General features: G+C 35.7%; 20 protein-coding genes. 12 read left to right on the forward strand and 8 right to left on the reverse strand.

Annotated features, from left to right (window positions below):
• Positions 1-43: 43 nt before the first annotated feature.
• From C8J95_RS09665 to C8J95_RS09680, 4 genes are all read right to left on the reverse strand, one after another.
• On the reverse strand, positions 44-1,510 hold the full coding sequence (locus C8J95_RS09665) for a RagB/SusD family nutrient uptake outer membrane protein (RefSeq protein WP_107808157.1): 1,467 nt from the start codon (positions 1,508-1,510) through the stop codon (positions 44-46).
• A 6-nt stretch (positions 1,511-1,516) separates the two neighbouring features.
• Positions 1,517-4,471, reverse strand: coding sequence for a SusC/RagA family TonB-linked outer membrane protein (locus C8J95_RS09670; RefSeq protein ID WP_107808158.1), 2,955 nt, complete (start codon positions 4,469-4,471; stop codon positions 1,517-1,519).
• 729 nt (positions 4,472-5,200) lie between these two features.
• Positions 5,201-5,923 (reverse strand): LytTR family DNA-binding domain-containing protein, encoded by a 723-nt coding sequence (locus C8J95_RS09675; RefSeq protein ID WP_107808159.1) that lies wholly within the window; start codon positions 5,921-5,923, stop codon positions 5,201-5,203.
• Positions 5,920-6,990, reverse strand: coding sequence for a sensor histidine kinase (locus tag C8J95_RS09680; RefSeq protein WP_255412770.1), 1,071 nt, complete (start codon positions 6,988-6,990; stop codon positions 5,920-5,922). The genes C8J95_RS09675 and C8J95_RS09680 overlap by 4 nt, the downstream gene beginning before the upstream one ends.
• Before the next feature lie 178 nt (positions 6,991-7,168).
• Here C8J95_RS09680 and C8J95_RS09685 point away from each other — a divergent pair, with 178 nt between their 5' ends.
• The 3 genes from C8J95_RS09685 to C8J95_RS09695 all read left to right on the forward strand — a co-directional run bounded on the left by C8J95_RS09685 (position 7,169) and on the right by C8J95_RS09695 (position 10,484).
• The gene (locus C8J95_RS09685) at positions 7,169-7,606 is read left to right on the forward strand and encodes a hypothetical protein (RefSeq protein WP_107808160.1); all 438 of its coding nucleotides are present in this window, start codon (positions 7,169-7,171) and stop codon (positions 7,604-7,606) included.
• A 171-nt stretch (positions 7,607-7,777) separates the two neighbouring features.
• On the forward strand, positions 7,778-8,428 hold the full coding sequence (mtgA, locus tag C8J95_RS09690) for a monofunctional biosynthetic peptidoglycan transglycosylase (protein WP_034871176.1): 651 nt from the start codon (positions 7,778-7,780) through the stop codon (positions 8,426-8,428).
• Between the two features lie 19 nt (positions 8,429-8,447).
• A complete protein-coding gene (locus C8J95_RS09695) occupies positions 8,448-10,484 on the forward strand; it encodes a recombinase (RefSeq protein WP_107808161.1) in 2,037 nt (678 codons plus the stop codon).
• On the opposite strand, the gene C8J95_RS09700 is transcribed toward C8J95_RS09695, so the two are convergent.
• The 3 genes from C8J95_RS09700 to C8J95_RS09710 are packed head-to-tail and all read right to left on the reverse strand — an operon-like array spanning position 10,462 to position 12,482.
• Positions 10,462-10,755, reverse strand: a complete 294-nt coding sequence (locus C8J95_RS09700) for a hypothetical protein (RefSeq protein ID WP_107808162.1) — start codon at positions 10,753-10,755, stop codon at positions 10,462-10,464. The two genes, C8J95_RS09695 and C8J95_RS09700, sit on opposite strands and share 23 nt — an antisense overlap.
• A 30-nt stretch (positions 10,756-10,785) precedes the next feature.
• Entirely contained in the window at positions 10,786-11,865 is a 1,080-nt protein-coding gene (locus C8J95_RS09705) for a DNA replication/repair protein RecF (protein WP_107808163.1), read from the reverse strand.
• A gap of 32 nt (positions 11,866-11,897) precedes the next feature.
• A complete protein-coding gene (locus C8J95_RS09710) occupies positions 11,898-12,482 on the reverse strand; it encodes a hypothetical protein (protein WP_255412771.1) in 585 nt (194 codons plus the stop codon).
• A 187-nt stretch (positions 12,483-12,669) separates the two neighbouring features.
• Between C8J95_RS09710 and C8J95_RS09715 the strand changes: the two genes are divergently transcribed.
• The 8 genes from C8J95_RS09715 to C8J95_RS09750 all read left to right on the forward strand — a co-directional run bounded on the left by C8J95_RS09715 (position 12,670) and on the right by C8J95_RS09750 (position 25,203).
• The gene (locus C8J95_RS09715) at positions 12,670-18,507 is read left to right on the forward strand and encodes an alpha-2-macroglobulin (RefSeq protein ID WP_107808165.1); all 5,838 of its coding nucleotides are present in this window, start codon (positions 12,670-12,672) and stop codon (positions 18,505-18,507) included.
• 135 nt (positions 18,508-18,642) lie between these two features.
• On the forward strand, positions 18,643-20,061 hold the full coding sequence (locus C8J95_RS09720; protein ID WP_107808166.1) for a TolC family protein: 1,419 nt from the start codon (positions 18,643-18,645) through the stop codon (positions 20,059-20,061).
• Positions 20,062-20,071: 10 nt separating this feature from the next.
• Positions 20,072-21,028 carry an HlyD family secretion protein gene (locus C8J95_RS09725; RefSeq protein WP_107808167.1) on the forward strand — a complete coding sequence of 319 codons (957 nt, stop codon included), beginning with the start codon at positions 20,072-20,074 and terminating at the stop codon, positions 21,026-21,028.
• 8 nt (positions 21,029-21,036) lie between these two features.
• The gene (locus C8J95_RS09730) at positions 21,037-22,230 is read left to right on the forward strand and encodes an ABC transporter permease (protein ID WP_107808168.1); all 1,194 of its coding nucleotides are present in this window, start codon (positions 21,037-21,039) and stop codon (positions 22,228-22,230) included.
• 128 nt (positions 22,231-22,358) lie between these two features.
• Entirely contained in the window at positions 22,359-22,793 is a 435-nt protein-coding gene (locus C8J95_RS09735; protein WP_059322437.1) for an SRPBCC domain-containing protein, read from the forward strand.
• Entirely contained in the window at positions 22,777-23,154 is a 378-nt protein-coding gene (locus tag C8J95_RS09740) for a VOC family protein (protein ID WP_107808169.1), read from the forward strand. Before C8J95_RS09735 ends, C8J95_RS09740 begins: the two co-directional genes overlap by 17 nt.
• Positions 23,155-23,175: 21 nt before the next feature.
• The gene (locus tag C8J95_RS09745) at positions 23,176-24,093 is read left to right on the forward strand and encodes a Dyp-type peroxidase (RefSeq protein WP_107808170.1); all 918 of its coding nucleotides are present in this window, start codon (positions 23,176-23,178) and stop codon (positions 24,091-24,093) included.
• A gap of 63 nt (positions 24,094-24,156) precedes the next feature.
• A complete protein-coding gene (locus C8J95_RS09750; RefSeq protein ID WP_107808171.1) occupies positions 24,157-25,203 on the forward strand; it encodes a glutaminyl-peptide cyclotransferase in 1,047 nt (348 codons plus the stop codon).
• Positions 25,204-25,270: 67 nt separating this feature from the next.
• Here C8J95_RS09750 and C8J95_RS09755 read toward each other — a convergent pair whose 3' ends face one another.
• Entirely contained in the window at positions 25,271-25,906 is a 636-nt protein-coding gene (locus C8J95_RS09755) for a peroxiredoxin family protein (RefSeq protein WP_107808172.1), read from the reverse strand.
• A 92-nt stretch (positions 25,907-25,998) separates the two neighbouring features.
• Here C8J95_RS09755 and C8J95_RS09760 point away from each other — a divergent pair, with 92 nt between their 5' ends.
• Positions 25,999-26,340, forward strand: a complete 342-nt coding sequence (locus C8J95_RS09760) for a helix-turn-helix domain-containing protein (RefSeq protein WP_059322432.1) — start codon at positions 25,999-26,001, stop codon at positions 26,338-26,340.
• Positions 26,341-26,446 lie beyond the last annotated feature (106 nt).

Below are 26,446 nucleotides of genomic sequence, written 5' to 3' on the forward strand. Positions count from 1 at the left end.
TAATATCCGGCCATTAAAAAAACTAAAAAATAATCCACACAATTTATGATTCGTTTTGTTTAATCTGTGGGTTGTTATTGATTTCTTTATTAGGGATCTGAAATTTGAACTTATCAGGTGCTATATTGAATCTTCCGAAGGTATGGTTAGTTCCCGGATATATCCTTTCCAGCGGTGTACCCAGCCTTTTCATGTCAAACCATGCATAGCCCTCTCCCCAAAGTTCTATTCTTTTCTGAAGGATAATTTCGTTCACAAGCTCACTCCCTGATTTTGAAGACAGAGAATATGTTTTGTCTCTTTGAGAAGTGATTTCGTAAAGAACCTGTCTGGCTTCAGCTTCCCGACCTTGCCTTGCCAGTGCTTCAGCTTCTGTATAGTATAAAGAAGAAGCTCTGAGATAGATATAGTCACCCTCAAACATAGTAGGATCCTTAAACTTCCAGCTCACGTATGGTGGATAGTTTTTTTCAGTTCCATTGAAGGTGTAATCTGCTTTTTGGCTGCCATTGAATACTTTTTTACGGTAATCAGTTCCCGGAATAGCATCATAAAGACGTTTATCTATTAGTTTATAAATTTGTGCAGCTCCGGCATAACCTCTGTTTGTATTATCAAACATGGAGAAAAATGATGCATAATAATTTCCGATACTCATGGTAGATGTCGTGTTATGGAATCCCCATATTACTTCCGGATTATTGATGTTGGAAAAACCGGTAGAGGTGTAATCATTTTCAGTCATCAGTGCTATTCCTTGTTTGCTTTCATTTGCATATTTACTGGCTTTAGCATAATCTCCGGTTTGCAGATATATTTCAGAAGCAATTGCTTTAGCCGTTCTTTGGTCTATCTGTGCTCTGGAAGAGCGTGCATAGCTGCCTAATAGTACGATAGATTCTTCAATATCTTTTGTAATCTGCTGGTATACTTCGGCTACTGTGGATCTTGCAAGTCCCTGACTTTGGTTATTGATTGTAAGTACCAATGGGAGCCCGGGATCTTGTTTATGCTCTTTGTAATCGTTGGCATAGAAGCGGATCAGATAAAAATAGGAATAAGCTCTTAGTGCATGCAGTTGCCCTGCTATAGCTCTGTTAGATGTACTATTATCATTTTTTAAATCATCCAGTAGCTTGTTAATTACAAAAATTCTGGCATAAAAAGTAGTCCACACAAATTCGGCAGCAGAGTTATTTGCATTTGTAGCATCATAATTATAAAACATACCTAAATGCTGATTGGTGGCCTGTATTACATCATTTGACATAAGGTCGGCTCCTGCTTTAATGGCCATAATGCCAAAGTCGGAATGTAGAGTAGTTCCTCCGGCACCATTGCTGCGAAGATCCAGATATATACCGCCCAGAATTTTTTCAGCCTTTGATTGATCATCTTTTAGTTGTTCACCCGAAATATCTCCGTTTGGCAAAGTATTCAGGTCACTGGAGCAACTATTGATAATAGTGCCTATAGATAGTGCTGTAATTAAATATTTTATTGTTTTCATATGTTTTTAAAAATTGAGTTTAAAGCCTAAAGAAACGCTTGAAAGTAATGAATACCTGTATGAATTAGATACGCCTGTTAATGAGGCTCTCGGATCATAGCCTTTTCTTTTGGACCATAGATAAATATTGTTCCCTGTAAGGTATATTTTGAGTGCTGATAAGCCTATCTGCTGTGTGAAATCCTGAGGTAACTGATAAGACAGGGTTATATCCTGAAGACTTACATAATCAGACTTGATCAGGTACAATGTAGAATTTCCGTTTTGGTTAGTCGAGTTAAGGTCTACACGTGGTAATGCAGCATTCGGATTTTCCGGTGTCCATGTCTTATCTAAATCTGTTGAATAGTTGGATGCATAGGTGTCTGAGTGAAATAAGCTTCTGTAGATATCATCATATCCATAGCCTCCGAACTGATAAGCGAAATTAACAGACAAATTGAATCCTTTATATGTGAAATCGGTACCAAAGCCTCCATATACTTTCGGAATAGCCGATTTGCCCGTATTGTAATCAGTTGCTTCCTTGTAATTGTTGGTAATAGTAGTTTCCTCCTTCTTGGTATTAGGATTTATACTTGTACGGTACCATTGTGCATCACCATTATTAGGATCTACACCTGCAAATTTTTTCAAATAGTAAGTGTATCTGTCACCTCCTTCAGTCAGAATAAACAATCCCGAAACCAAGCCGGTGCTTCTTTGTTCCTCAGGAAGTTTGGTTATTTTATTTTTATAATGGGTAGCATTTGCATAAAAACTCCATTGGAATTGCTCTGAGCGCAGAATGTCTACATTTAAATTTGCCTGAACTCCTCTGTTGATCATGTCACCAATATTGCCATATCTGATATATGATCCGGCATTAGAAGGAGGCAAGGGAAGGGTATAGATCATATCCGAGACCTTTCTTTCAAAGTAATCGGCATTCAGACTGATTCTGTTTTTTAAAAGAGAAATTTCAATACCTGCATTCAGGTTTTTCGATGTTTCCCACTTCAAATCTTTATTTCCTTGTTTTCTGAGTGATAAAACCGGTTTACCATCTCCGAAGTTGTTAATTCCGTAGATGTCCTGATAGGCATAATAATCTCTGTCGGCGTTTTCCAGAAGTATATTGTCATTTCCCTGTTGGCCGTATGAAGCCTTTAGCTTCAGTGTATTAATGATACTGTTTTCCTTTAGAAAATCTTCCTTTGCAATATTCCATGCTGCTCCTAAGCCATAAAAATTACCCCATCTGCTGTCAGGGGAGAAGACAGAAGAACCATCCCTACGGATATTGGCATTGAAGAAATATTTATTATCATAATTATAGAGTAGTCTGGAGAAATAACCTTCTACTGCATAATCATAAGCATTTCCGGATAGATCTGTTATTTTTACAGCATTGTCAAAGGATAAAGAATTTGGTAGTACAAGTTGTTGCTTTGTCCCTGAGAACCTTTCGCTTTTTGTTTTATTGAGTTCGTGGCCAACAAGAATATTGAAGCTGTGTTTACCCAGTTTTTTCTGGTAGGTAAGCAATTGCTGATGGTTTAGTGTATTTCTGAATATAGAGCTCATTGTAAGGGTACCTCCAACAGATGCGGAAGTACCTCCAATTGTATTTCCAAATCGCAGATCTTTTATATTTTCTAAATAGGCACCAAAGTTATAGGTGAAATCTAATCCTTTAATGATTTCATAGTTTAAGCCAAGATTGATATTTGTAACATTACTGGTTGTTTGTGATTTGTCCTGCTGAAGATTACCAATAGGGTTTTCATAAACTGCATAAGATCTTGCTGCACCATTTGGGCCTTGGCCATCTCCATAATCATAAAGAGCCTTTCCGTTTTTATCATAAACAATCTGGTAATCATTATTTCTTAAAAATACGGGATAAAAGGGAGCTATATTTCTGGCGAACTGAAACGGATTGGAAAATCCTCCGGTTTCACCAAAATCCTGCTTGCTATGTGTGTAGGATAGACCACTGGTTAGCTTTAATTTACTGGTAATAGCATAGTCCAGATTAGATCTGATCCCAAATCTCTCGAATCCAGAAGAAATAAGGTAACCCTGATCATCAAGATAATTTAATGATGTATAAGATTTTACCTGCTCATTATTAGCTGTAATTCCCACGCTGGCTTCTCTTCTTAAAGCCGGTTTGAAAAGTAACTTTTTCCAATCATCCTGATACAAAAGTTGTGCATCGGGATTAAACTTGCCATCCTGTGATATTAGCCTATTGAAAGGCAGATTATAAACATTGTAGCCCAGTTTGTTCAGTGCCGAAATACCAACTTCGTGAGGAGAGACTCCAGAAGGAACTGCTCCATTTTGCCTTAATCGTGCGATTTCACCAACTCTTGCACGGTTATAAAATGCCGTGTAGTAATCCTTTGGGGATGTGTAAACTGGATAATCTTCGATCGATCTGAAGTTTATTCCTGTTTTTACATCTGCTTCTATACGGAGGCCGTTCGTTTTTCCTCTTTTGGTATTTACGATAATTACCCCGTTAGCCCCTCTGGATCCGTATAAAGCATTGGAAGACGCATCTTCCAAGAAAGAAATACTCTCTATATCGGTTCCCGGGATACTATTCAGATTTCCGTTATACGGAATACCGTCCAATACAATTAATGGATCGCTCGATGCATTGATAGAGCCTATTCCTCTCATTCTTATGGTTGGCTGAGAGCCTGGCTGACCGGAAGATATTACCTGTACACCGGCAACTTTTCCGCCAATTCCCTGTAGAATGTTTCCATTTTGGAGATTCGCAAGATCTTTTGTTTTTAATGATTGTACTGATCCAGTAATTTCTTCCTTCTTTTGTTTACCAAAGGCTACTACCACAACTTCTTTTATGGAATTTTCCTTGGGCAGGCTGTCTCTGGTTTGTGCAAAGCCGTATTCTGCAAACAGAATCAGGGCTAATGCTCCAATTTTACATTGTTTCTTTTTCATTATAATATTAATCTTAGTTTAAATCTTTGAAAAACTTCATGACTTATCTGGTCTCTAATCATTGCTGTAGAAAAGAGATAATAAAGATTCAGCCTCCTTCTGTGAGGGAGGTTGTATCATAAGCGTTGAAGATTGAAATGGGAAAGGAGCTTTTAATATGAGAAAGAACTCGGACTCCTGTTTTTATTACTTCTTCAATAGTGCTTTACATGGAATACATATAGCACATGCATTGAAAAGTGAAATATTTCAGTGTATAATAGTTTTTTGTACAAGGAACTTCTAGAGCAGATACTGTCGAGAAGCTTCCCGGGGCAGAGTCAGATATACTTGTGTTCATAAAAACGGTTTTGATTTTTTTACTGGTTCAAAAGTATTTAATTAATCAAAATTTGTTGATAAGAAAGGATATGATATATATCATATAAAGTCTATCTAATTAGTAGATGTTTGCTTTGGAAATTCTTTTGTTTCACTAAAAAAGCAATAATGTTATAAATTGCAAAAATTATTAAATTTTATTTTGTGTATTTTTTAAATAAAGTCGCTATTTTATTATAATTATTTAATTGCTAAAAACAGGAAAAACTTTGAAAAAAAATGAAATAAATAAGAATTTAAAGTATTCTGTAAGATATCTTTAACAGATTTTGATCTGTGTTTTTTCAAAATTCTCAATACTAATGCTTCTTTTTTATTACAAAAACTCCTCAGATTAGACAATTGTTATTAGTTTCCGGCAATAAGTCCGCCGGAATATTTGTCAAAAAAATCATTTCTGTATACTTCTCCAATAGGAATTTCATGTTCACCAATATAAATAGTATGACTGTCAAAAGATTCAATATGCTGCATGTTTACCACATAAGATTTACTAACACGCAGAAAAAGAGGAGACGAAATCTTTTGATGAATAGTTTTGAGATTCATTGCTGTGATAAGCTTTTGATTTTGTGTATGAATAATGACATAATCTTTAAGACCTTCAATAAACATAATATCGTCAAGCTGAATTTTATAATATCTTTTATCTGCCTTTATCATTAGAGAAGCATCATTGCTGCTCTCAACTGTGTTTTTTACCGTAGCCTGGGAAAACAGTTCTTTGTACGAAATAGCTTTGTCAATCGCTTTTTTTAATCTTTGCTTTTCTACAGGTTTCAACAGATAATCTATAGCATCCAGTTCATAGCTTTTCAGTGCATACTGAGGATAGGCGGTTGTAAAGATAATCAGAGTATCCTCCGGAACCATTTCTGCAAATTCCAATCCCGTTACTTTAGGCATTTGTATATCCAGAAATATCAAATCGGCCTTATTTTCTTTAAGAAAGCTAAGAGCAGTGAGAGCATTAGAAAACTCTCCCAGTATTTCAACGGGAGATACTTCATTAATCAAAGATCTCATCTCTTCTCTTGCCAGTGGCTCATCATCTATTATTATACAGTTCATAAAGATAGGGGGATTGTTAAATTTACAATATATTCTGTTTCTGTTGATATAATATCCAGACTGTACTGATTCTGGTACAGCAATTCCAGTCTTCTTTTAATATTCTTAAGTCCTAAGCCTCCATAATGGTCTTCTTCCAGAGACAAATCCGGACTTACAGAGTTTCGGCAAGTGAAAATTAATCTGGAATTTTCTACAGTAAAATCAATTATAATATAAGTACTATTATCTGCAAGATCTACACTATGTTTAACAGCATTTTCTACAAAAGTGGTAAACAGGTTTGGGGGAATGAAAATATTGTTGAAGGATCGGATATCCTGATTGTGATTGATTACAGCAGTAAAGTTTTCACGCCTTAACTCTTCAAGATTCAGGAAATTAGAAAGTGCATTGATCTCGTCTGTAAGCGGAGTTGTCTTATCATTGTTTTCATAAAGCTGATAACGCAGAAAACTCGAAAGTTTCATAAGTACCTCTGTAGCTTGCTCCGGATTTTTTCTGATCAATGCTTTTACATTATTCAGCATATTGAAAAGGAAGTGCGGATTAATCTGATTTTTTAATACATCCAGTTCCATCGAAAGAGAAAGGTTTTTCAGTTCCGAAATTCGTTCATTATCCTTTATCCATCTTTGGAATAACTTCAAAGTTGTGGTTGTTAAGATAATTGGTGTAGAAATAATGATACCGCCATACAGACTTTTATCTTCCCGAAGTTTAAGCGAAGTGCTGTTATAGATAATATAACTTATAAAAGATAAACTGACAGCAACCAGAATAACAAGCAGAAGCAGATACAGCAGATATTTAGATCTGAAAAAGAAATATGGCACCAGAATATACATGTTGACATAAAACATGGCAATAAATACAGACCAGCCTAGCAAAACCATATAGAATTTATAAATCTGTGAAGAATCTGATGTTAGCTTGGGGTTGCTGCTATAGAATAAAAGGAAAAGTCCGATGTTAAAAATAACATGGCGAATAACCCTGTAGCGATCCTCCACAAGGAATTTAATAAAACCATTGACCTGAATATCCTGAGCATCTTCCATATTCATATTATTAATTTGCAAAACTAAAATATTCAGGAATATTATTTTAAAAATTATACAAACCTCTTATCCTTTTATACTAAATTCTAGATGGAGGTTTTTGTATAAAAAAAACAGGATTTGATATAAAAATAAGAATTGATGTGCTCTGTTTATCTTTTTTTGCTCATTATAATTTAATTGTATGGCCTTAAAGGAATTCACTGATTTATCGAATCTGATCCTGAGTGATAGTGCTTTAACAGAGCAACAGAAAGAAGAAAAAATAATACAGCTTGCAGACCTTACCCGTTTTATAGAATGTTATAACTCTTCTATAAAGGCTTCCGAATACGAGCTAAGGGGAAAAGTAAATGTAATTGTTGATGAAGGTAGAGACAAAGGAATTCTCTTTTGTGATATCAATAGTCTGCACAATACAGTTTCATATACACAATTAGTTGCAGAGGCCAAAAGAAACCATGGCAGAGTTAAGGAATTATGGTTAGTCTTTGTACGGGAAAGAGAAACGGAAGATACGAGTCCTGCATTGGAGTTCATACAACAAGAAAATATAGGCTACATTTTTGACAAGCTTTTTTTATTTGACTTTTTTAAAAAACAAGTTCTTTCCCTGAACTAAAAAATAACAAAACATAATGAAATATAACCTGTTATTACTCATCGTAAATAACAGGTTTGTCTATTTATACCAATGCCTGCTTCTTTAACTTTTGTCCACTGGCTTTTTAAAACAATAATCAATGTTTTTTCAAAAAATTAAAAAGCTTATTTTTGCGACATATTTCGACTTATGTGGAAGTTTATTAAAAGAGTTATTTTTATTGTTATAGTCTTCAATATACTGGCAGTAATCTGGGGACGTTTTTTTAATCCACCCATTACATTTATCCAGCTGGGAGGACTTGCGGAATACGGAAAATTAGACCGCGATTATATTTCGTTCGACGAAATGGGAGATAATGTAAAGCTTGCCGTAATAGCCAGTGAAGATCAGAACTACTTTAAGCACAATGGTTTCGACTTCAAAGCTATCGAAAGGGCAATGAAGCACAATGAAAAGAAAAATAAGAAAACCGTCCAGGGGGGAAGTACAATTTCTCAGCAGACAGCCAAAAATATATTCCTGTGGAACGGGAGAAGCTGGGTGCGTAAAGGTCTGGAGGTTGTTTATACTTTTATTATAGAGCACCTTTGGAATAAGGATATTATCCTGGAACGCTACCTGAACTCTATTGAAATGGGGAGGGGAGTATTTGGTGTAGAGGCTGCTTCTAAATACTATTTTAATAAATCTGCAAAAGATTTAACGAAAAGCGAAGCTGCCTGGATTGCAGCTGTGTTACCAAATCCAAAGAAATATGATCCTAAAAATCCATCGCCGTATTTACAGAAAAAGCACAGCTGGATTATGAAACAAATGGGTTATATGAAGTTAAATTGATATCTTAGCAGTACAGATTATGGGAAGGCTCCTCAGAAGAAACAAAGATAATTTTAACAATATTCTAAAAAAATATTTCGTTTTTAAAAACGAAACAAAGTCTTTAGAACCTCTTAAAGATGTATTTAACAGCATTGTTCAGGAGGATTTCGAGATTTTTTTAGCCTATCTGAAGAACAATCCGGAGATATGCGATAATTTCGGATATTATATCCGGAATCTATTTGACGGAAAACCATTCAACTTATCCCTTACTGAAGCCGGTATCCTTTCGGAAAATGCATTTTATCCGGAATTAAAGAAAAGAATACTAAACAAAATTCTGCCATCTGTAGATAACGAAAATTCTGTTTCTTATCTGGTAGATACCGTTTCTGTACATACCAAAAAAGATCTGGCCTATCTGAAAAATATTTCAGATGCTGAGATGGACGAACTCTTCAGGATTTTAAAAATAGATAATTTTATTAGTAATCCGAAGGTAAAGAAAGAACTGATGTTCTCGATGAATATCCTGGCATGGCGAGTGATTGGTAATGCACTGGACGTAGATGTCGTAAGAATGGCACCAGAATACAGGAATTTTGACAATCCTTTCCTTGCATTGCAGAATGAGCTGGACTTGCTTTTAGAGGAGTTTAAAAATAATCCGGAAATGGAATTGACCTCCAAATCCGAGATTTACAAGCAGATGAAAGTTTACCTGCAGCAATGTCAGGACTTTGTAAGTCTGGCTTTTAAAAATTCTTCAAAATATGGTATTTCCAGTAAGATTAACCAATCATTACTTAAGATTCAGCAGCAGTTACAGCGTATTTACGAGATTTTAAATATTCTGACAGTTGATAGTGACGAAGATAAATTGATAAAGTCTAAACGCTTTTTTTTCAATATTTTAGAATATAAATCACATAAAAATAACATTTCCGAATTGGTAGACGATAGCACACGTATGTTGTCGCACCTTATTACAAATCACACTGCTGAAACAGGAACCCATTACATTACTTCTTCTCGAAGAGATTATTTAGGAATGTTGTGGAAAGCCAGTGCCGGCGGAATTATTATCGGGATGTGTAGTATTCTGAAAGTTTTGTATGGTGATTTGGATACGAGCGAGTTTGGGCACGCAGCAATCTATGCAATGAACTATGCGATGTGTTTTGTAGTTATTTATCTAATGGGGTATACTATTGCTACAAAGCAACCGGCAATGACGGCTGCTACAATGGCAAAGGTACTTTCGGATAAAAATAATAGTCAAAAAAATTATGTCGATTTTGCTCATTTTGTTTCTAAACTTTTCCGTAGTCAGTTTATAGCATTTGTAGGAAACGTATTTTTTACTTTCGGTTCGGCATTGTTATTTGTTTATATTCTGGACATTATTTTTAACTATAATTATGGTACATATAAGGCAGACAAGCTTTTCCTTAGTATTGACATGTTTCGGTCCAAGGCATTGCTTCATGCCAGTATAGCTGGAGTTTTCCTGTTTATATCCGGTATTATATCCGGTAATGTGGGGAATAATTCTGTTTTTTTTCAGATCCCTAAAAGAATTGCTAAAAACCCAATGATCAATTATTTTTTAGGTGACAAAACCGCGAAGAATCTTTCCAAATATTATGCGAAGAATTGGCCTGGTATTATGTCCAATTTTTGGTTTGGGGTATTTTTAGGAATAACAGGACCTATCGGAATATTTTTAGGATTAGATATCGATATCCGACATATTACATTTTCTACAGGTTTTTTTGCAACAGCACTGTATGGTAGAGGATTCTCGGTAGATGCTTATACTTTTTGGGTTTCTTTTTGTACGATTTGGTTAATCGGATTTTTCAATTTTGCTGTAAGTTTTGCATTGTCAATGCTGTTAGCTTTCCGCTCCAGAAAATTGAAATTGGGTGAAGTAAGACAGATTATTGTCGAGATCTTCCGTTATTTCTTCAAGAATCCGCTGAGATTCTTCCTGCCAATCCGTTCAAAACTAGATGGACGTGCAATGGATCTAATGAAGAGTACAAATACTACAAAAACTGAAGGTCACTAATCTTTTCTTCACCAATTACGCCACGGAATTTTTGTAAAAAAAAGGTCTTACGCATTCTGAAATCATTTTTCAGAAGAGGTGATTTAATTTTTATATCCAGCATACCGTTTTTCAGAGAAACACTGGTGATTTCCTGATAGAGAGATTCGTCCAGATAATCTTCAAGAAAATCCCGGATAGCAATAGCTTCCATTTTTTCTTCCAGTCCATATATCTTTATAAAAGACTGAACCAGCTCGGAAGACATATATTCACGTTTCTTTTTTTTCATATACTCATTCTTTTATGTAACCTGTTGGTTTCATAACTCAAAAATCCGGCTTTCCTCATTAATACGTTGTACAATAGATTGTGTACGATCCTTATGAGTATCGGTAATAAAAATTTGTCCGAAATTTTCTTTATTGACAAGTGCTATCAGCTGGCTTACTCTGCTATCATCCAGTTTGTCAAAAATATCATCCAGCAAAAGAATAGGTGATTTTCCGGTGATATCTTTTATCATCTGCATCTGCGCAAGCTTTAGGCTGATCAGAAAAGTTTTCTGCTGTCCCTGTGATCCTGTTTTCTTTAGTGGAAACTGACGCATAAGGAAGATAAGATCATCTTTATGAGTACCTCTCGAGGTATAAGTCAATATTCTGTCTTTCTCCAGATTCTGCACCAGAATTGCTTCGAAATCCTGGTCTGAAAGATCTGACAGGTAATTAATTTCTATATCTTCTTTTCCATCAGAAATCAACTGATAAAACTTCTGTACGATAGGAGAGAACTTCTCATTGAAAGTCTTTCTTTTTTCGTGGATTATATTTCCGGATTTTATCAGATGGTGCTGATAAATGTCCAGAGAATCGGCATCGAAATAACGATTCTTCTGAAAAGCTTTTAATAGAGCATTTCTTTGTTGTATTGTTTTTTGGTATTGGATAATATGAAAAAGATATTCAGTATCAGTCTGAGAAATCATACCATCCAGAAATCTTCTGCGAGCTTCTCCCGAATCGGATATCAGATTATTATCATAAGGAGAAATAATGACTGAAGGCAGAAAACCTATATGGTCAGCAAGCCGCTCATACGACTTATCGTTTTTCTTAATAATCTTCTTGGAGTTGAGAGGTTGCTGAACTTTTATAATATTTTCTTTTTCATCGTCAGCTACCACTGCTTCGATGTTGAAGAACTCTTCACCTTGCAAAATATTGTTCTGATCTGTATTACCCAGAAAACTTTTTCCAACCGAAAGGTAATATAGTGCGTCTAATATATTAGTCTTGCCTACGCCATTGTTTCCAACAAAGCAATTGATTTGTGGTGAAAAGTCAAATTGACGAAAAGCATGATTTTTAAAATTGTTTAAGCGAATAGATTGTATCAGCATAGTTGGAAAAAACTTGGGTAAAGATACGACAATCAGAATAATTTCAGAAGGAGATGAAACAAAAACGGAAGACCGCTAATCGTTTCTACTCCGAAAGAATAATAAGCATCAGACCTTGAAGGCTGAGCAAAATAAATAAGTATAAAACCAATAACTACAGACAGGAAATAGCATAATGCAAAATCCGGTTGTAGAGAAAAAACAGCAATGAGTGATGAAAAAAATAACAGCAAATAAGCCAGATATTTAGTGTTCTGAATACCAATAATCTGGGGGAATGTAGTAACAGTATCATATCGCATATCCCGAATGTCAAAAGGTAAAATAAGCCCCGATACCAAGAGAAAGGTGATGAAAAAAACATCCCATTGTATCACAGGCATTATAAGCCAGGAGTTGATCAGCGCCCATACAAGAGCCACATGAAAGATTTTGATAAACGGAATTTTTCTGATGAATGTATTGAGGAACTGACTATTATATAAAAAACCTAAAATGATGATAAGTAACCATTTAATCAGTGATTCAGGATGATGCCTGTGGATGATTACAGTGACACAAAAGATAAAAGTTATTGTATTGAAGAGCAATACATAACTGAAAAGTTTTTTTGTCATTTGGTATTTTGTATACAAATACCCATTTAGAAAAGTAAGAAATATAAGAAGGATAAGAGCAGAACGGAATGGTATTCGCTCTGTCATAAAAAACAGCGTGAGCAAAGTTCCCATTAAAGAAACATAAATCTGACTGTCTACTATATATTTTTTAAGTAAATTTAACACACATCAAAAATAAATATTTATGCAACGCATTGCCAAAATTTTTAGCCTGTTGTTGGCCATTTTATTGGGGGGCTCATTACACGCCCAGAATTATTATGACCAGCAGTGGAAAAAGATTAATGATAATTATGCAAAAGGAATGGTAAAATCCAATTTGCCTATTGTATTGGATATTCAGAAACAAGCTATGAAAGATAATAACACCATTGAACTAATCAATGCTTTGAAAGCAGAGTTTGTCATAGTTAACCAGACTCGTGACGATGAAAAAAATGATTCTGCGAGTCAGTTTTTTGATAAAATAAAAAAGCAGGAAAAGAATCTGAAAGGAGATGAACTATTAGTATATCGTGCCTTACAGGTGAAGTTTGTTGATGATTATTTCCAGCGCAATCAATGGAAAATTCAAGACAGAACCAATATAGACAATCAGGATTTTGCTCAGATTGAAACATGGTCCAAACTGGATTACAAAAAGTATTTTACTCAGAATTTCGATGATCTTGGAAAGGTTAAAAATGAAATTCGTAAAATATCCATGACCAAATACCAGAAATTATTTGCCAATACACAGGATATTGCTTACTTCCCATCTGTTCAGGACTGGATCACTTTGCAACATATAAACTTTTTAAAAAATAATGTATTATTTACACCAAATGAATTAAAAGCAAATAATGCTAAAATTCTGGAGATTTATAATGATCAGATTGCATCTAATTCGGGAAATCCTAAATTGTTTTATGAATACCTTAAAGCTCAATATGAAGTAAGCTTTGGCCAATTATCAGAAGCGGAAGCCCGTAAAAAATATGAAGTAATTGTGAATTCTTCCACAGATGGAGATTACAAAGTCTATATTCTGAATGATATAGCAGGAAGTCTGGCTTCTGCAACCCCTAAAGAGGCAATGTCTGTTTTGAAGAAAGCAAAGGAAATGTATCCTAAGAGCGAGTTTCAGAATAATATAAAAAATACAGAGAATAGCATTACAGCTCCGGCAATAACGGTAAGCTATGAATCGTTCACATTACCTCAGCAACCCATTCACTTGTCTGTTAATTATAAAAATGCAGATGCCTTTGCTATGAATATTTATCAGGTAACTGATATGAATTCATTTATCAGCCATATTAAAGACAGCTATAAGAATCCTTTGCTAAAGGTTGCAAAGCAACTCGTAAAAAAAGAAAATTATCAGCTGAAAAATACAGGAGATTATAAAAACCATATTTCTTCCATAGAACTATCTGCATTGAAGAATGGGCTTTACATTGCCGAATATATTGTGGAGGGAAAATCTCAGGGAAGCTACTGGTTCTCTGTAACAGATTCCCGTATTATTTATAATAAAATTTCGAATAACAGTGCGAATAATGTATTGAGGCTGATTAGCAGAAATAATGGTGAATCTAAAAAGAATATAGGTCTTAATTTTTATGACTACAGCGAATACAATAAACCTGTAGCTAAATTTTCAGCTAAAACAGACCCACAAGGAATTTTTGTATTTCCGGAAAATAAAACCCGAAATTACAAACGTTATTTGGTTGAAGATTCGGAGAAAAACATCAGCTTTATAGAAGCTTATGGTGGCGATTATTATGACCAGCCAAGGGTTGATGCTACCGAAAAAACAGCTCAGATATTTTTGGACAGAGCTATTTACAGACCTGGACAAACAGTCTATTTCAAGGTAATTAATACCCAGTATAGTAGCAAAAAAGAAACTGTTGTAATTGGGATGAAGCAAAAGATAAAGTTAGTAGATGCTAACGGTGAAGATGTTTCGGAACAGACATTTACAACTAATGAATTTGGTAGCTATAATGGCAACTTTATTTTGCCAAAAGGAAAACTAAATGGCCAGTTTATGCTGGAAACAGATGAAGGCTCTGTAGGGTTCAGAGTAGAAGAATACAAACGTCCGAATTTCGAAATTACTTTTGAGGATATTAAAGGTGAATACAAATTTGGGCAAACCATTCATATGAAAGGTAAGGCTGTTTCGTTTTCAGGAGTTCCGTTAAGCAATGCTACGCTGAATTATGAAATTAAGAAACAGGATATTCGTTACCGTTATTTCTATTGGTTCACACCAACTTCTAATGAAAATTCGATTCTGGGAACTGTTAATACCAATGAAAAAGGTGAATTCGATATTCCTGTTGATCTTAAAAAAGATGATAAGCTAAAAGGAATTCAGGTGAATGAGTATGTGGTAAATGCATCGGTAACCGATATCAATGGTGAGACACAGGAGAATTCTTCAACATTCCGTGTAGCCTCTGTAAGCCATTTTATAGAAGCTGAAGAAGTAAAGCCGGCTTTTGCGAATGAAAATATTAAAGTAAAAGTAGCGACTAAGAATTATAACAATCAGAAATTAGGAAAAAGCTATCAGGCAAAACTAAGTCTTTTAGAAGCTCCGGACCGTATCTTCAGAAATAATTTTGAAGATTTTGTACAAGATATTTCTGTATTTTCTAAAGAGAATTTCATTCAGAAATTCCCACACGATTACTTTGATAAATCCGAATTAGCGAAGAATAGAAAAGAGAAACAAACAGTACTGCAAAAAACAACTGCTGATGAAGAATTTAGTCTTGGGAAATTGGCGGCTGGAACTTACAAACTGGAATTCTATAATATTGAAGGGCAGGATACGATAAAGACAGAGAAAGTTTTCGAAGTATGGGACAGAAAATCTTTAGGTAACGGGCAGAAACCTTTCTTCAGATTAATGAATAATCAGAAAGATTATGCAAGAGGAGAAAAAGCTAAAGTATATCTGTATTCCTCAATCCCTGACGCTAAAGTATATGTGTATGTACAAAACGGAAACGGGGAAACTAAAACCGAAGAAAAATACATTAAAAATGGTGTATTGGAGTACGAAATCGCAATTCCTACAGATTCCGCTATAAAGCAGCTAAACCTTCAGTTTACTTTAGCAGCTTATAATGATATTCAGACACTTTCTACAAACTTGCCGGTTCGTAATGAAACAGAACCAATGAAGATAGAATTGACTACTTTCCGTGATAAAATTCAACCGGGAAGTAAGGAGAGATGGACGGTGAAGATTATCGGAAAGAATAAAGAAAAAGCAGTAGCCGAATTACTGGCCAATATGTATGATATGTCACTGGATCAGTTTGCTGCTAATACTTATGCTTTCAGAAATTTCAATTTTGAAAGATTTATACAGCAAAATTATGGAGTAGGTACAGAAAATCTAAATTCTGTACGCTTTAATAAGCGCGAAAAATATTTGAATGCCAAAACTGTATTTGAACCTTATTTTAACTGGTTCGATCAGTATGAAGCATTAGGTGGACGTGCAACTAATGTCAGACTTAGAGGAGTATCTTCAGTACGAAAAGCTAATGTAGCTTATGAAACTACTATGGATATGGCATTGCCAGCACCTGTAGCTGCTGCTAAAGTAGCAGATTCCTCAAGTAAGAAGGAAATCGAAGAAGTTGTCGTGACCGGATATGGCAAAGCGAAGAAAAAAGAAGATCTGGACAAAGTTCCTGTTCGTGGTAATCTAAATGAAACTGCATTCTTCTATCCAAATTTAAAAACGGATAAAGACGGAAATGTAAGCTTTGAATTTACTTCTCCGGAAGCTTTAACTAAATGGAAATTAATGTTCCTGGCACACGACAAAAATGCCAATGCTGCAACACTGGAACAGACTATTGTTACGCAGAAAGATTTCTCGGTTACACCAAATTATCCAAGATTTCTACGTGAAGGCGATGAAATCAATATGCAAGTGAAGCTGAATAATCTTGTAGAAAAAGCTCTAAGTGGAAGTGTACAGTTACAGATCCTGAATGCTGATACTAATGAAGATATTTCTTCAAAATTCGGAGTGAACAACCTGATTCAGAATTTTGATATCAATGCAACTTCAAGCAAGTCTGTTAACTGGACATTTAAAGTACCAAGTGATGTATCGGGAATTATTATAAAAACAGTTGCAAAAGCAGGACAGTACAGTGATGGCGAGCAGAAAGCTGTTCCGGTATTGCCAAACAGAATGTTGGTGACGGATGCATTACCAATTTTTGTAAAAGAAGGAGAAACCAAGACTTTTGTATTAGATCAGTTGAAATCGAATAACTCAACAACGATTGCCAATGTTTCTAATACATTAGAATTGACAACCAATCCGATTTGGGAAGTACTATTTGCTTTACCAAGCCTGAAAAATGATATTAATAATTCAGCAGATGTTGTATTCAACAAATGGTTCGCAGATGTTATGGCTTCTGAAATATTTAAAGCCAATCCCAGAATGAAGAAGATCTTTGATGAATATCAGGAAAAAGGTTTACTGGAAAGTAATCTGGAGAAAAATCAGGAACTGAAACAACTTCTGTTAGAAGAAACACCATGGGTTTTCAATGCAAAGAATGAAAAACAACAAATGCAAATGATAGCTCGTATTTTCGATGCCAATAATATGCGTAACTCCATATTAGACGACTGGGGTCAGCTAAAACAATTGCAGAACGGAGATGGCGGATTCTCTTGGTATGCAGGTTCTCCAAGCAGTTTCTCAACATCGCTTTATATTCTTAAAAACTTAGGAAAAATAAACGAATGGCTAAAAGAAAAAGGCGGAGTGAAAGATTATCAGAATACTCCACAGGATGAAATGGTAAGTGCACTAACTGCTTATGTAGATCGTGAGATCAACCGTTACTGGAAACCAAAAGATATGAATCCGTGGAATAATCTTGTATTAGACTATCTGGATACACGTCATTATTGGGAAGCTCAGTTCCCGTTAAAGAACACCGGAGCAACACTAAAAACACAGGTTGTTGCTAAAGCTAAGGCAGCAAAGATTACAGATTTCACATTCTATGGATTGTCCAGAGCAGCATTATTGTTTGATAATTATGGTTTAAAAGATGTTTCAGGAAAGTTAATGACTTATTTGAAAGAAACGTCTACAGATACCAAAACGCAAGGGGTATATTGGAAACAGAATCTTGATGCTTGGGGTTGGTATGCTTCAAAAGCCATTAACCATGCATTGGCAATGCAGGCGTTTAATAAGCTAAAACCAAATGATGCTATTATAGAAGACATGAAAATCTGGTTGATTACCCAGAAAGAAGTAAATCATTGGGAGACTAGCCGTGCAACTGCAGAAATTATTTATACTATCATGAATAGTGGTAAGTCTTGGACAACTCCAGAAGCAGATCAAGCAACTGTAATATGGGGAGGAAAGGAAATGACAAAAGCAGATACTCAGGCCACAGGTTATATCAAATCTTCTGTGAAATCTCCGGAACTAGATAAAAAACTAGCTGAAGTAACTGTAACCAAGCCAGGTCCAGGTATTGTTCAGGGAGGTTTGTTCTGGCAGTATTATGAGAATCTTGATAAAATAAAATCTTCTGAAACTTATATTTCTGTTACCAAAGAACTGTATAAAAAAGTGAAAACAGAAAATGGTGAAGAGTTGAAAAAGATTACTGCAGATACGCCACTTCGCGTAGGAGATAAAGTGACAGTAAGAATGATTCTGAATACAGATCGTCCGATGGAATATATTCATATCAAAGATATGAGAGCTGCAGGATTTGAACCAACAGATGTATTATCCGGATATCAGTGGAAGAATAATTTGGGTTATTATCAGTCGACTAAAGATGCATCGACCAACTTCTATATAGAACAGATGCCAAAAGGTAAGTATATTTTCGAATATGATGTTGTTGCTAATATTGCAGGAAAATTCTCTAACGGGATTACAACAATGCAAAATTATTACGCACCTCAGATGAATGCACATACACAGGGAACTAACGTTACTGTAACGCCATAAAATTTAGCTTATACACTTCCTGTAAGCGTTGAGTTTATGGGATTTGACAGCTAAACTAACTTTTAATGGAAAAAAGAGGATTAAAATTTCTCTTTTTTCCATTTTTTTTGTATTATTTTTGTGAAAAATAGAATGATGAGGAACAGATTATCACTGTATGGGATAAGCTTGTTTTTACTCCCTGTTTTGGGATGGGGACAATCGGCTCCCGACTTCAAAGAATTGCTGGAAAGTGCTATTGTACGCGATGCAGATTTAATGATGCAAAAGACTAAAAATAAGGTCACAGAACTTGATCAGCATAAACTTAAAGATATCTTTCTGCCTACACTGGAAATTAGTGGACAGGCGGGTTATCTCAATGCGACAACCCGTCTGAGTTCTCCGGAAATAAATCTGGAACCTTTTCTTACTATTCCAAGCGGACAGTACAGTAACAATCTTAATATTTCAGGATTTTCCGGAATTGCGAAAGCAGATGCCAAAATGTTATTGTATTCCGGCGGAAAAGTAAAATACCTAAATAAGGCATTAGAAGAAAAGAAAAAATCAGAAGATATCTTATTGGAGAAAACACGTGATGAGGTCATCACAACGGTTTCACGTGCTTACGATCAGCTGGCATTAATTCATCAGTCCAAAATTGTTCTGGACGAGAGTAAAAGAAGACTGGATGCCAACAGAAAAACTGCTGATAAAGCTTTGGGTTACGGACTTATAACACCATATGATCATAAGAAGATTGAACTGGCACAAGCAACTCTGGATGCAAAAGTTGTAGAGTATGAAGGAAAAAAAGAACTTCTGCTGACTCAGTTAGAAGTATTAACCGGAGTGGAAAAAGAAAGACTACGTCTGATAAATCCTGTACTGGTTCCGGTAGAAAGTCTGCCATTACAAAAAAGTATCGATGAGAGAGCCGAGATCAGAGCTCTGGACCACGGAATTAATGCTGCGGACTATAAAATAAAAGCAGAAAGAACATGGTGGATTCCTAAAGTTCAGCTTATGGCTTCTTTATACTATATTGGTCTTTATAACAATAGGATTAAAACTTCGGAAAATATTATCCCGGCAATTCCGGAGCTTAATTATCCGGGAAGAAAACTGGATTGGAGACCCAATAACCTGGCTGTATTTCCATTGCTTACAGCGGGTGTAGGTTTCAAATGGGAAATATTTGACGGTAACGAAGGAAAGCATGCGGAAGAACTGGCTAAAGTAAATAAAGAAATTCTGCAGACCCAGAAATATGACGCCACCAGAAAACTGACACTCAATCTGGCCAATAATCAGTCTAATTACGATATTGCCTATGCACAGATTGCTCTGAAAAAGAAGCAGAAAGAATTAGCACAGAATGCATTGGTTCAGGCTGAAAAAGAGTTTCGTTACGGAATGGCAAAATCTACACAGCTAATAGAAGCAGAAAATGATCTGGAAGCCGCAGAGTTGGATTATCAGAACGCAATATTTAATCAGAGAAGAGCAGCGATCGAGCTGATGAAATCTACTCAGGAACTAGATGTAACCAAGCTTTATCAAGGTTTATAAAACGAACATTATGAAAAAAAATATCTACATACCTCTTTTCAGTTTATTTGTTCTCGGAAGTTGCGGAAGCGATAAAGGAGATAAGTCCGAATTTGAAGGGAAAACCAAAAAAGATGTTATTTCTTTTGCACCTAAAGTTACCGGAAGAATCGTGAAAATATTTGTAAGTGAAGGCCAGATGGTAAAAAAAGGCGATACACTGGCACTACTGGATATTCCAGAGGTTACAGCTAAAATTGCACAGGCGAAAGGTGCTGTAAGTGCAGCACAGGCACAAGAGCAAATGGCAAAAAACGGAGCTACTGCAGACCAGATGAAGCAGCTTCAGGCTAAATATAAAGGACTGAAAGAACAGTATGATTTTGCCCAGAAGTCCTTCAGAAGAGCTTCCAATATGTACAGAGACAGCTTGATGTCTCCACAGGCTTATGATGAGGTTTATGCAAAATTACAAGGTGCCAAAGCTCAGTTTGATGCGGTAAATGCAGAACTAGATGATGTAAAAAGAGGAACCCGTTACGAGAAAATAGAAATGGCTTCAGGGCAGGCTTCTCAGGCTCAGGGAGTATTGCAGGAAGCAAATGTAGCTTATTCCGAGCGTTATGTTATTGCAACCAACGATATGGAAGTGGAAACCATCAGCCTTAATCCGGGAGAATTGGCAACAGCAGGTTTTGCATTGTTCAATGGTTATATTCCTTCAAGTACTTATTTCCGTTTTACAATTCCGGAAAGTAAAATAGCTAAATATAAGAAAGGAGAGGAGGTGAAAATGCAGGTTGTCTATAACAAAGAAGAATTGGAAGGAACAATTGTTTACATCAAGCAGCTTACCCGTTATGCGGATATTACAACCGCTTATCCCGACTATCAGCTTCAGGATGCTATCTATGAAATTAAAGTAAAACCAAAGGATATGAAGAAAGCTCAGAATATCCTGGTGAATGCAAATATTATATTGAAATAACAAGGCCTATGAAAGAATTTCTGCGTCTTTTAAAGCGAGAATTTAAGCTTTTCGTAGCCAACGATACCCTGAGGTCAGTATTCTTTCTGGCTCCGATTCTGTATGCTGTCCTATTAGGTTTTGTTTATCAAAGCGGAAAAGTAGAGAATATTCCGGTATTGGTAGTAGACAGAGACAATACACCTTTGTCTAATCAGTTGACGGATATGCTGGATGATAACAGCAGCATAAAAATAATTAAATATATACAGGAACCGCAAAGTATAAAGGATGAAGTTATAAAGAATGAAGCTGCTGCAGTCGTAATGATTCCTGCAAAGTTTGAAGCGGACATGCTGCAGAAAAAATATCCTGAGCTGAATGTTTATGTAAATACAGGGAACGTTCTAACAGCTAATTTCGCCTCCAAAGCACTACAGCTTACTATTGGTACTTTCTCTGCGGGAGCTTCCATGAAAGGACTTCAGAAAATGGGAATGCCAGCCGTTAAAGCTGCTACCCAATACGAGCCTTTTAAAACGAATTATATTACCCTGTTCAATACAACAAGTAACTACCTTATCTTTATGTGGCCGGCGATGCTGGCGGTAGTATTACAGCAGGTAATCCTCTTGGCAATGGCCGTAAGTTTTGCTGCGGAATTCCAGAGGGGATCATTTATTAAAGAATATTATGGAATGCGCCGGTGGGCCTTTCCTATAATGCTAATAAAGGTAATCCCAATATGGTTTTTCTCGATTCTTATTGTAGGTATTTACTACCTTATGCATATGATCTTTAAAGTGCCTATGCCGGAAGGTATTTTCAACTTTATACTGCTCACTGCATTTTTTGTGGGATCAGCATCGTTCCTGGGGGTATTTATCAGTATTCTGATTCCGGATGCCCTGAAGGCTACACAAATTTTAATGGTATTGGCATCACCATCCTTTATTATCAGTGGTTTTACGTGGCCACTCAGTGCAATGCCGGCTGCGGTACAGTTTTTAGCGAATATTATTCCGCTGACACCATTTTTACAGGCCTTCAAAATATTACTGATACAGAAAGGTTCTGTTGAGCTTACATTCCCATATTTGCAACATCTGATCATTCTTTTAGTAGTATATGGTGCATTGGGTTGGATAGCTCTGAAAATAAAGCTATGGAAAATGTTCCGTTACATAAAGCCGGAAGAAATATCTTCTGGGGAGGAACTTTAAAATCAATAAAATTAAAAGGTGAGCTTGCTCACCTTTTTTCATGAGATAGCTCATGAAAATTCATAAACTTTCATAAATACAATAAAAATGACTGAAATAATGTTTAGCTTTATTGGAAAATATGTGCTATGCCAGTTATTGTTACCGAAACATATAATGTGCCAGTAGAAAAAGTCTGGAGGGCTATTACAGACAAAGATGAAATGAAAATCTGGTATTTTGATATTCCTAACTTTATTCTTAAAGAGGGTGCCGTATTCGATTTTTTTGAACCGGGAGATAATAGGAAGTACCTTCACCGCTGCCAGATTTTGGGCTTTGAACCAAATCGGTTCCTAAAGCATACATGGACACATCCGGATCACAGCAAAGGTTCTTCGGAATTATTATGGGAACTGCAGGAAGCAGATAACGGAACAATACTGACTTTAACACATACAGGACTGGATAGCTTTTCCGATGCCGGTGCAGATTTTGCAAAAGAAAATTACCGTGTCGGCTGGAATGAAATTCTGGGTAAATCACTTAAAAATTTTTTAGAAAATAATGGAGATCAGGTTTAATACGCTTACCCCCAATTTATGGACAACGGAATTAGATGAAACAATTGAATTCTATACAACAAACCTAGGTTTTCAGTGTCTGAGAAAAGATGAAGAATGGCAGTGGGCATTGCTGAAAAAAGAAAATGTTGAGATTATGTTTTCTAAACCCAATGAGCAAATTCCTTTTAAAAGCTCAATGTTTTCCGGGTCATTTTATTTTAATATTCAGGATGTAAATCTTCTTTGGGAGCAACTGAAGGATAAAGCAGAAGTATGCTATAACATAGAAGACTTTCCGTGGCAGATGCGGGAATTTGCAATTTATGACAACAACGGTTATATTCTGCAGTTTGGTCAGGATATAGAAACTTTAAAATAATAATAATTTTTTGAAATAAATATGGCTGTACAATCACAAAAAGTAACAGATAATCCTAATGCTAATACTGTTTTTACAGTATGGACTTTTAAAAATACAGATAATATTAAAGAAGCTTTTCAGAGAGTGTGTGCACTGGTTGCCAATCTTAATAATTCAGCAGCAGTGCGTTTTCCAAATGTACGGGTTAGCTGTGTTATGGGAATAGGCTATAATGCGTGGAAAAAACTAGAACTTCAGGAGCCTCTTCCCAAGGAACTTGGGGTTTTTAAGGAGGTAAAAGGAGAAAAACATACTGCAGTTACTACTCCGGGAGATTTACATTTCCACATCAGGGCAGATCAGTTTAGTATTTGTTTTGATATGGCAACAGCGATTTCTGATGTATTATCTCCTGTAGCAGATTGTATAGAAGAAGTACATGGTTTTAGATACTGGGATGGAAGATCTATAATAGGATTTGTAGATGGAACCGAAAATCCGCAGGGTGCAGACCGCGATTTCTTTGCAAAAGTAGGAGAGGAAGATGAAGAGTATGAAGGCGGAAGTTATCTTTTTGTACAGAAGTATATCCATGATATGACAGCATGGAACTCTTTACCTGTACCAGAGCAGGAAAAAGTAATTGGACGCTATAAGGCTAGTGATATTGAAATGACAGATGATGTAAAGCCCGTTAATTCGCACAGTGCTGTATCTAATGTCGGAGACGATTTTAAAGTAGTAAGAGATAATATGCCTTTTCGCACGAGTAGTGAAACCGGAACTTATTTTATCGCTTATGCCAGTACATTCAGTACAGTACAAAAAATGCTTAAAAGTATGTTTATTGGAGATCCTGTAGGGAATTATGACAGGATATTAGATTTTAGTACAGCCAAAACCGGAAGTTTGTTTTTTGTGCCAACAATGGATATGCTTGATGATTTTTCGGGATAAAATTTTGTACTTTTGACTCAATTATAAAAGGGGGATAATAGCCCTGAAAATAAAAATAGGTAAATGAAAAAAAATATAGTTATAGGGCTTATGGCTCTTACACTTTTAGCTTCTTGTAATAAGGAAAAAACAGTTATAAAAAGCATTCAGGAATATAATGCTACAATGCAGGATAAAGGCTATCATTTCGGAGATAAGATAGCTTTACCTTCGGATGTTACCGGAAATGCAGAAAGTATTAGTATTAGTTTCGGAGACAAAGAAAGCAATACATTAACTATCGATCCAAAGTTTTTCACATTAGGAGAGAATGATGTGACATTCAACATCAAAATGAAAGATGGTAAGGTTATCAATCAGGATGCTACAATTAATGTTTTTGCTTCCAAACCGGAGCAAAATCTTACATATGAGCAGGTTGCTGAATATCCACATGATCCTAAAAATTTTGTACAAGGATTCCAGTTGGACGGAAATACGGTTTATGAATCGGATGGGCAGTTCGATCAGTCCAGACTGATTAAATATACACTGGGACAAACTCAGCCAATTGCTGAAGCAAAACCTAACCCAGCTCCCGGAACTCAATTGGTTGAAAAAATATTTTCTGAAGGAAGTACAATAGCTGGAGATAAAGTCTTTCAGTTAGACTGGAAAAATAAAATTGGATTCATTTATAATAAAGCCAATCTGCAGCAAATAGGACAATTTCAGTATCCTACAGAAATGACAGAAGGCTGGGGACTAACTTATGATGGTAAAAATCTGATTGCATCAGATGGTTCTTCTAATATCTATTTCCTGGATGTGAATGACCCGTCTAAAGTTGTCAGAAAAATAGGTGTAGCCGGTTCAGAAATGGCATATGGGCAAATTAATGAACTGGAATACTACAAAGGATTTATTTATGCCAATGTATGGCAACAACCTGTGGTACTAAAAATAGATCCGGCAACAGGAGAAGTAGTTGGAAGATATGATTTCTCTAATTATGTTAAACTGCATACAAAGGGGGCTGATGATGTACTGAATGGTATAGCCTTTAAAGGAGATAATATGCTGGTAACAGGTAAGAACTGGCCAAAGATATACGAAGTAAAATTAAAGTAAGCGAAAGCTTACTTTAATTTTTTCTGCCCATAACCAACCCATTTCGGATTCAAGAGTATTGGTCATTCTAAAGCTGATCTAATAATTCCTCGATATTAACACGTTTCATGTAATCAGGATTTAAAGATTTGTAAATTACAACAGCATTAACGTTTAAGACGTAGACTGCTGGGATAGGTAGTGCATACTGATCTGTCTGATTGATTTGTAGTAAGTCAATTCCCATAGCTTTATAATGAGGGATTACAAAATCCTGTAATTCAAAATCAATTCCTAGTTTTTTAGCGAGCAGATTATCCTTATCAGACAAGATTTGGAAACTGGTCTTTTGCTTTTGCTGCCATTCTGAACTAATATTCGCGAGCTGTGGGGTGATGATAACCAGATTAGCTCCTTTTGTTTCAAACTGATGAAGTTCATTTTGTAGTGCCTGCATTTCCAGGTTGCAGTAAGGGCACCAGCTACCCCTTAAAAATGCAATAACAAGCTTGCCTTTCAATAAGTCTTGTAAACCGAATATTTTACCATCATAGTTAGTAAGCTGAAAATCCGGAAATTTTTCTCCTGTATTAATGCTTTTGCTACCTGTTTGTTTCTCCTCCAGATCCAAAATAGATCTTTGAAAAGCCTGCAGTATTTCTACCGGAACCTGAGATGCTAATGTTTCGTTAAGCTGGGCAATGTTTTTTGCTAAAATATCCATATGATTTTATTTAATTTTGCAAAGATTTATAACTATTTGGAGATAGGCAATAACGCATAAATTTGTCCCTATGGGGTAAAAAAGTCACTTTTATGAATACAAAGGAAAGAGCGATAGAAGAAAAAATATGTCCGTTGGAATTTGCGGTAAATGCCATAAGTGGTAAATGGAAAATTCCTATCGTCTGGCAGATTAATGAGGGTAAAAAGCGTCCCAGCGAATTTATCAAGGGGATTGGTAAAGTAGATAGACGTGTATTGAACCAACAGCTTAAAGAAATGGAGTCAATAGGTCTGCTAACGAAAGTTTCTTATCCGGAATTGCCTCCACGTGTAGAGTATTCTCTGACACCTCTTGGTGAAGATTTGGTAAAAGTATTATGGCAGCTTAACGCCTGGGGAGAAGTATTACTGGAAAAAAGTAATAAGCTGTAAGTACAGATCTTATACAATGGAATTCCTGACATTAGGGATTGTTTTGAAAATGGGTTTGCAATCGAGCTAAACAAGCTTTATCTTTACACCTCGAAAAAAATAAGAT

The organism is Elizabethkingia sp. YR214 (assembly GCF_003058195.1).
In the GTDB taxonomy this organism is placed as follows: Bacteria; Bacteroidota; Bacteroidia; order Flavobacteriales; family Weeksellaceae; genus Elizabethkingia.

What these genes read in the sequence shown, in the direction of transcription:
- C8J95_RS09665 (WP_107808157.1), bottom strand. Translation starts at nt 1,510, where the DNA reads ATGAAAACAATAAAATATTTAATTACAGCACTATCTATAGGCACTATT.
- C8J95_RS09670 (WP_107808158.1), bottom strand. Translation starts at nt 4,471, where the DNA reads ATGAAAAAGAAACAATGTAAAATTGGAGCATTAGCCCTGATTCTGTTT.
- C8J95_RS09675 (WP_107808159.1), bottom strand. Translation starts at nt 5,923, where the DNA reads ATGAACTGTATAATAATAGATGATGAGCCACTGGCAAGAGAAGAGATG.
- C8J95_RS09680 (WP_255412770.1), bottom strand. Translation starts at nt 6,990, where the DNA reads ATGAATATGGAAGATGCTCAGGATATTCAGGTCAATGGTTTTATTAAA.
- C8J95_RS09685 (WP_107808160.1), top strand. Translation starts at nt 7,169, where the DNA reads ATGGCCTTAAAGGAATTCACTGATTTATCGAATCTGATCCTGAGTGAT.
- mtgA (WP_034871176.1), top strand. Translation starts at nt 7,778, where the DNA reads ATGTGGAAGTTTATTAAAAGAGTTATTTTTATTGTTATAGTCTTCAAT.
- C8J95_RS09695 (WP_107808161.1), top strand. Translation starts at nt 8,448, where the DNA reads ATGGGAAGGCTCCTCAGAAGAAACAAAGATAATTTTAACAATATTCTA.
- C8J95_RS09700 (WP_107808162.1), bottom strand. Translation starts at nt 10,755, where the DNA reads ATGAAAAAAAAGAAACGTGAATATATGTCTTCCGAGCTGGTTCAGTCT.
- C8J95_RS09705 (WP_107808163.1), bottom strand. Translation starts at nt 11,865, where the DNA reads ATGCTGATACAATCTATTCGCTTAAACAATTTTAAAAATCATGCTTTT.
- C8J95_RS09710 (WP_255412771.1), bottom strand. Translation starts at nt 12,482, where the DNA reads ATGACAAAAAAACTTTTCAGTTATGTATTGCTCTTCAATACAATAACT.
- C8J95_RS09715 (WP_107808165.1), top strand. Translation starts at nt 12,670, where the DNA reads ATGCAACGCATTGCCAAAATTTTTAGCCTGTTGTTGGCCATTTTATTG.
- C8J95_RS09720 (WP_107808166.1), top strand. Translation starts at nt 18,643, where the DNA reads ATGAGGAACAGATTATCACTGTATGGGATAAGCTTGTTTTTACTCCCT.
- C8J95_RS09725 (WP_107808167.1), top strand. Translation starts at nt 20,072, where the DNA reads ATGAAAAAAAATATCTACATACCTCTTTTCAGTTTATTTGTTCTCGGA.
- C8J95_RS09730 (WP_107808168.1), top strand. Translation starts at nt 21,037, where the DNA reads ATGAAAGAATTTCTGCGTCTTTTAAAGCGAGAATTTAAGCTTTTCGTA.
- C8J95_RS09735 (WP_059322437.1), top strand. Translation starts at nt 22,359, where the DNA reads ATGCCAGTTATTGTTACCGAAACATATAATGTGCCAGTAGAAAAAGTC.
- C8J95_RS09740 (WP_107808169.1), top strand. Translation starts at nt 22,777, where the DNA reads ATGGAGATCAGGTTTAATACGCTTACCCCCAATTTATGGACAACGGAA.
- C8J95_RS09745 (WP_107808170.1), top strand. Translation starts at nt 23,176, where the DNA reads ATGGCTGTACAATCACAAAAAGTAACAGATAATCCTAATGCTAATACT.
- C8J95_RS09750 (WP_107808171.1), top strand. Translation starts at nt 24,157, where the DNA reads ATGAAAAAAAATATAGTTATAGGGCTTATGGCTCTTACACTTTTAGCT.
- C8J95_RS09755 (WP_107808172.1), bottom strand. Translation starts at nt 25,906, where the DNA reads ATGGATATTTTAGCAAAAAACATTGCCCAGCTTAACGAAACATTAGCA.
- C8J95_RS09760 (WP_059322432.1), top strand. Translation starts at nt 25,999, where the DNA reads ATGAATACAAAGGAAAGAGCGATAGAAGAAAAAATATGTCCGTTGGAA.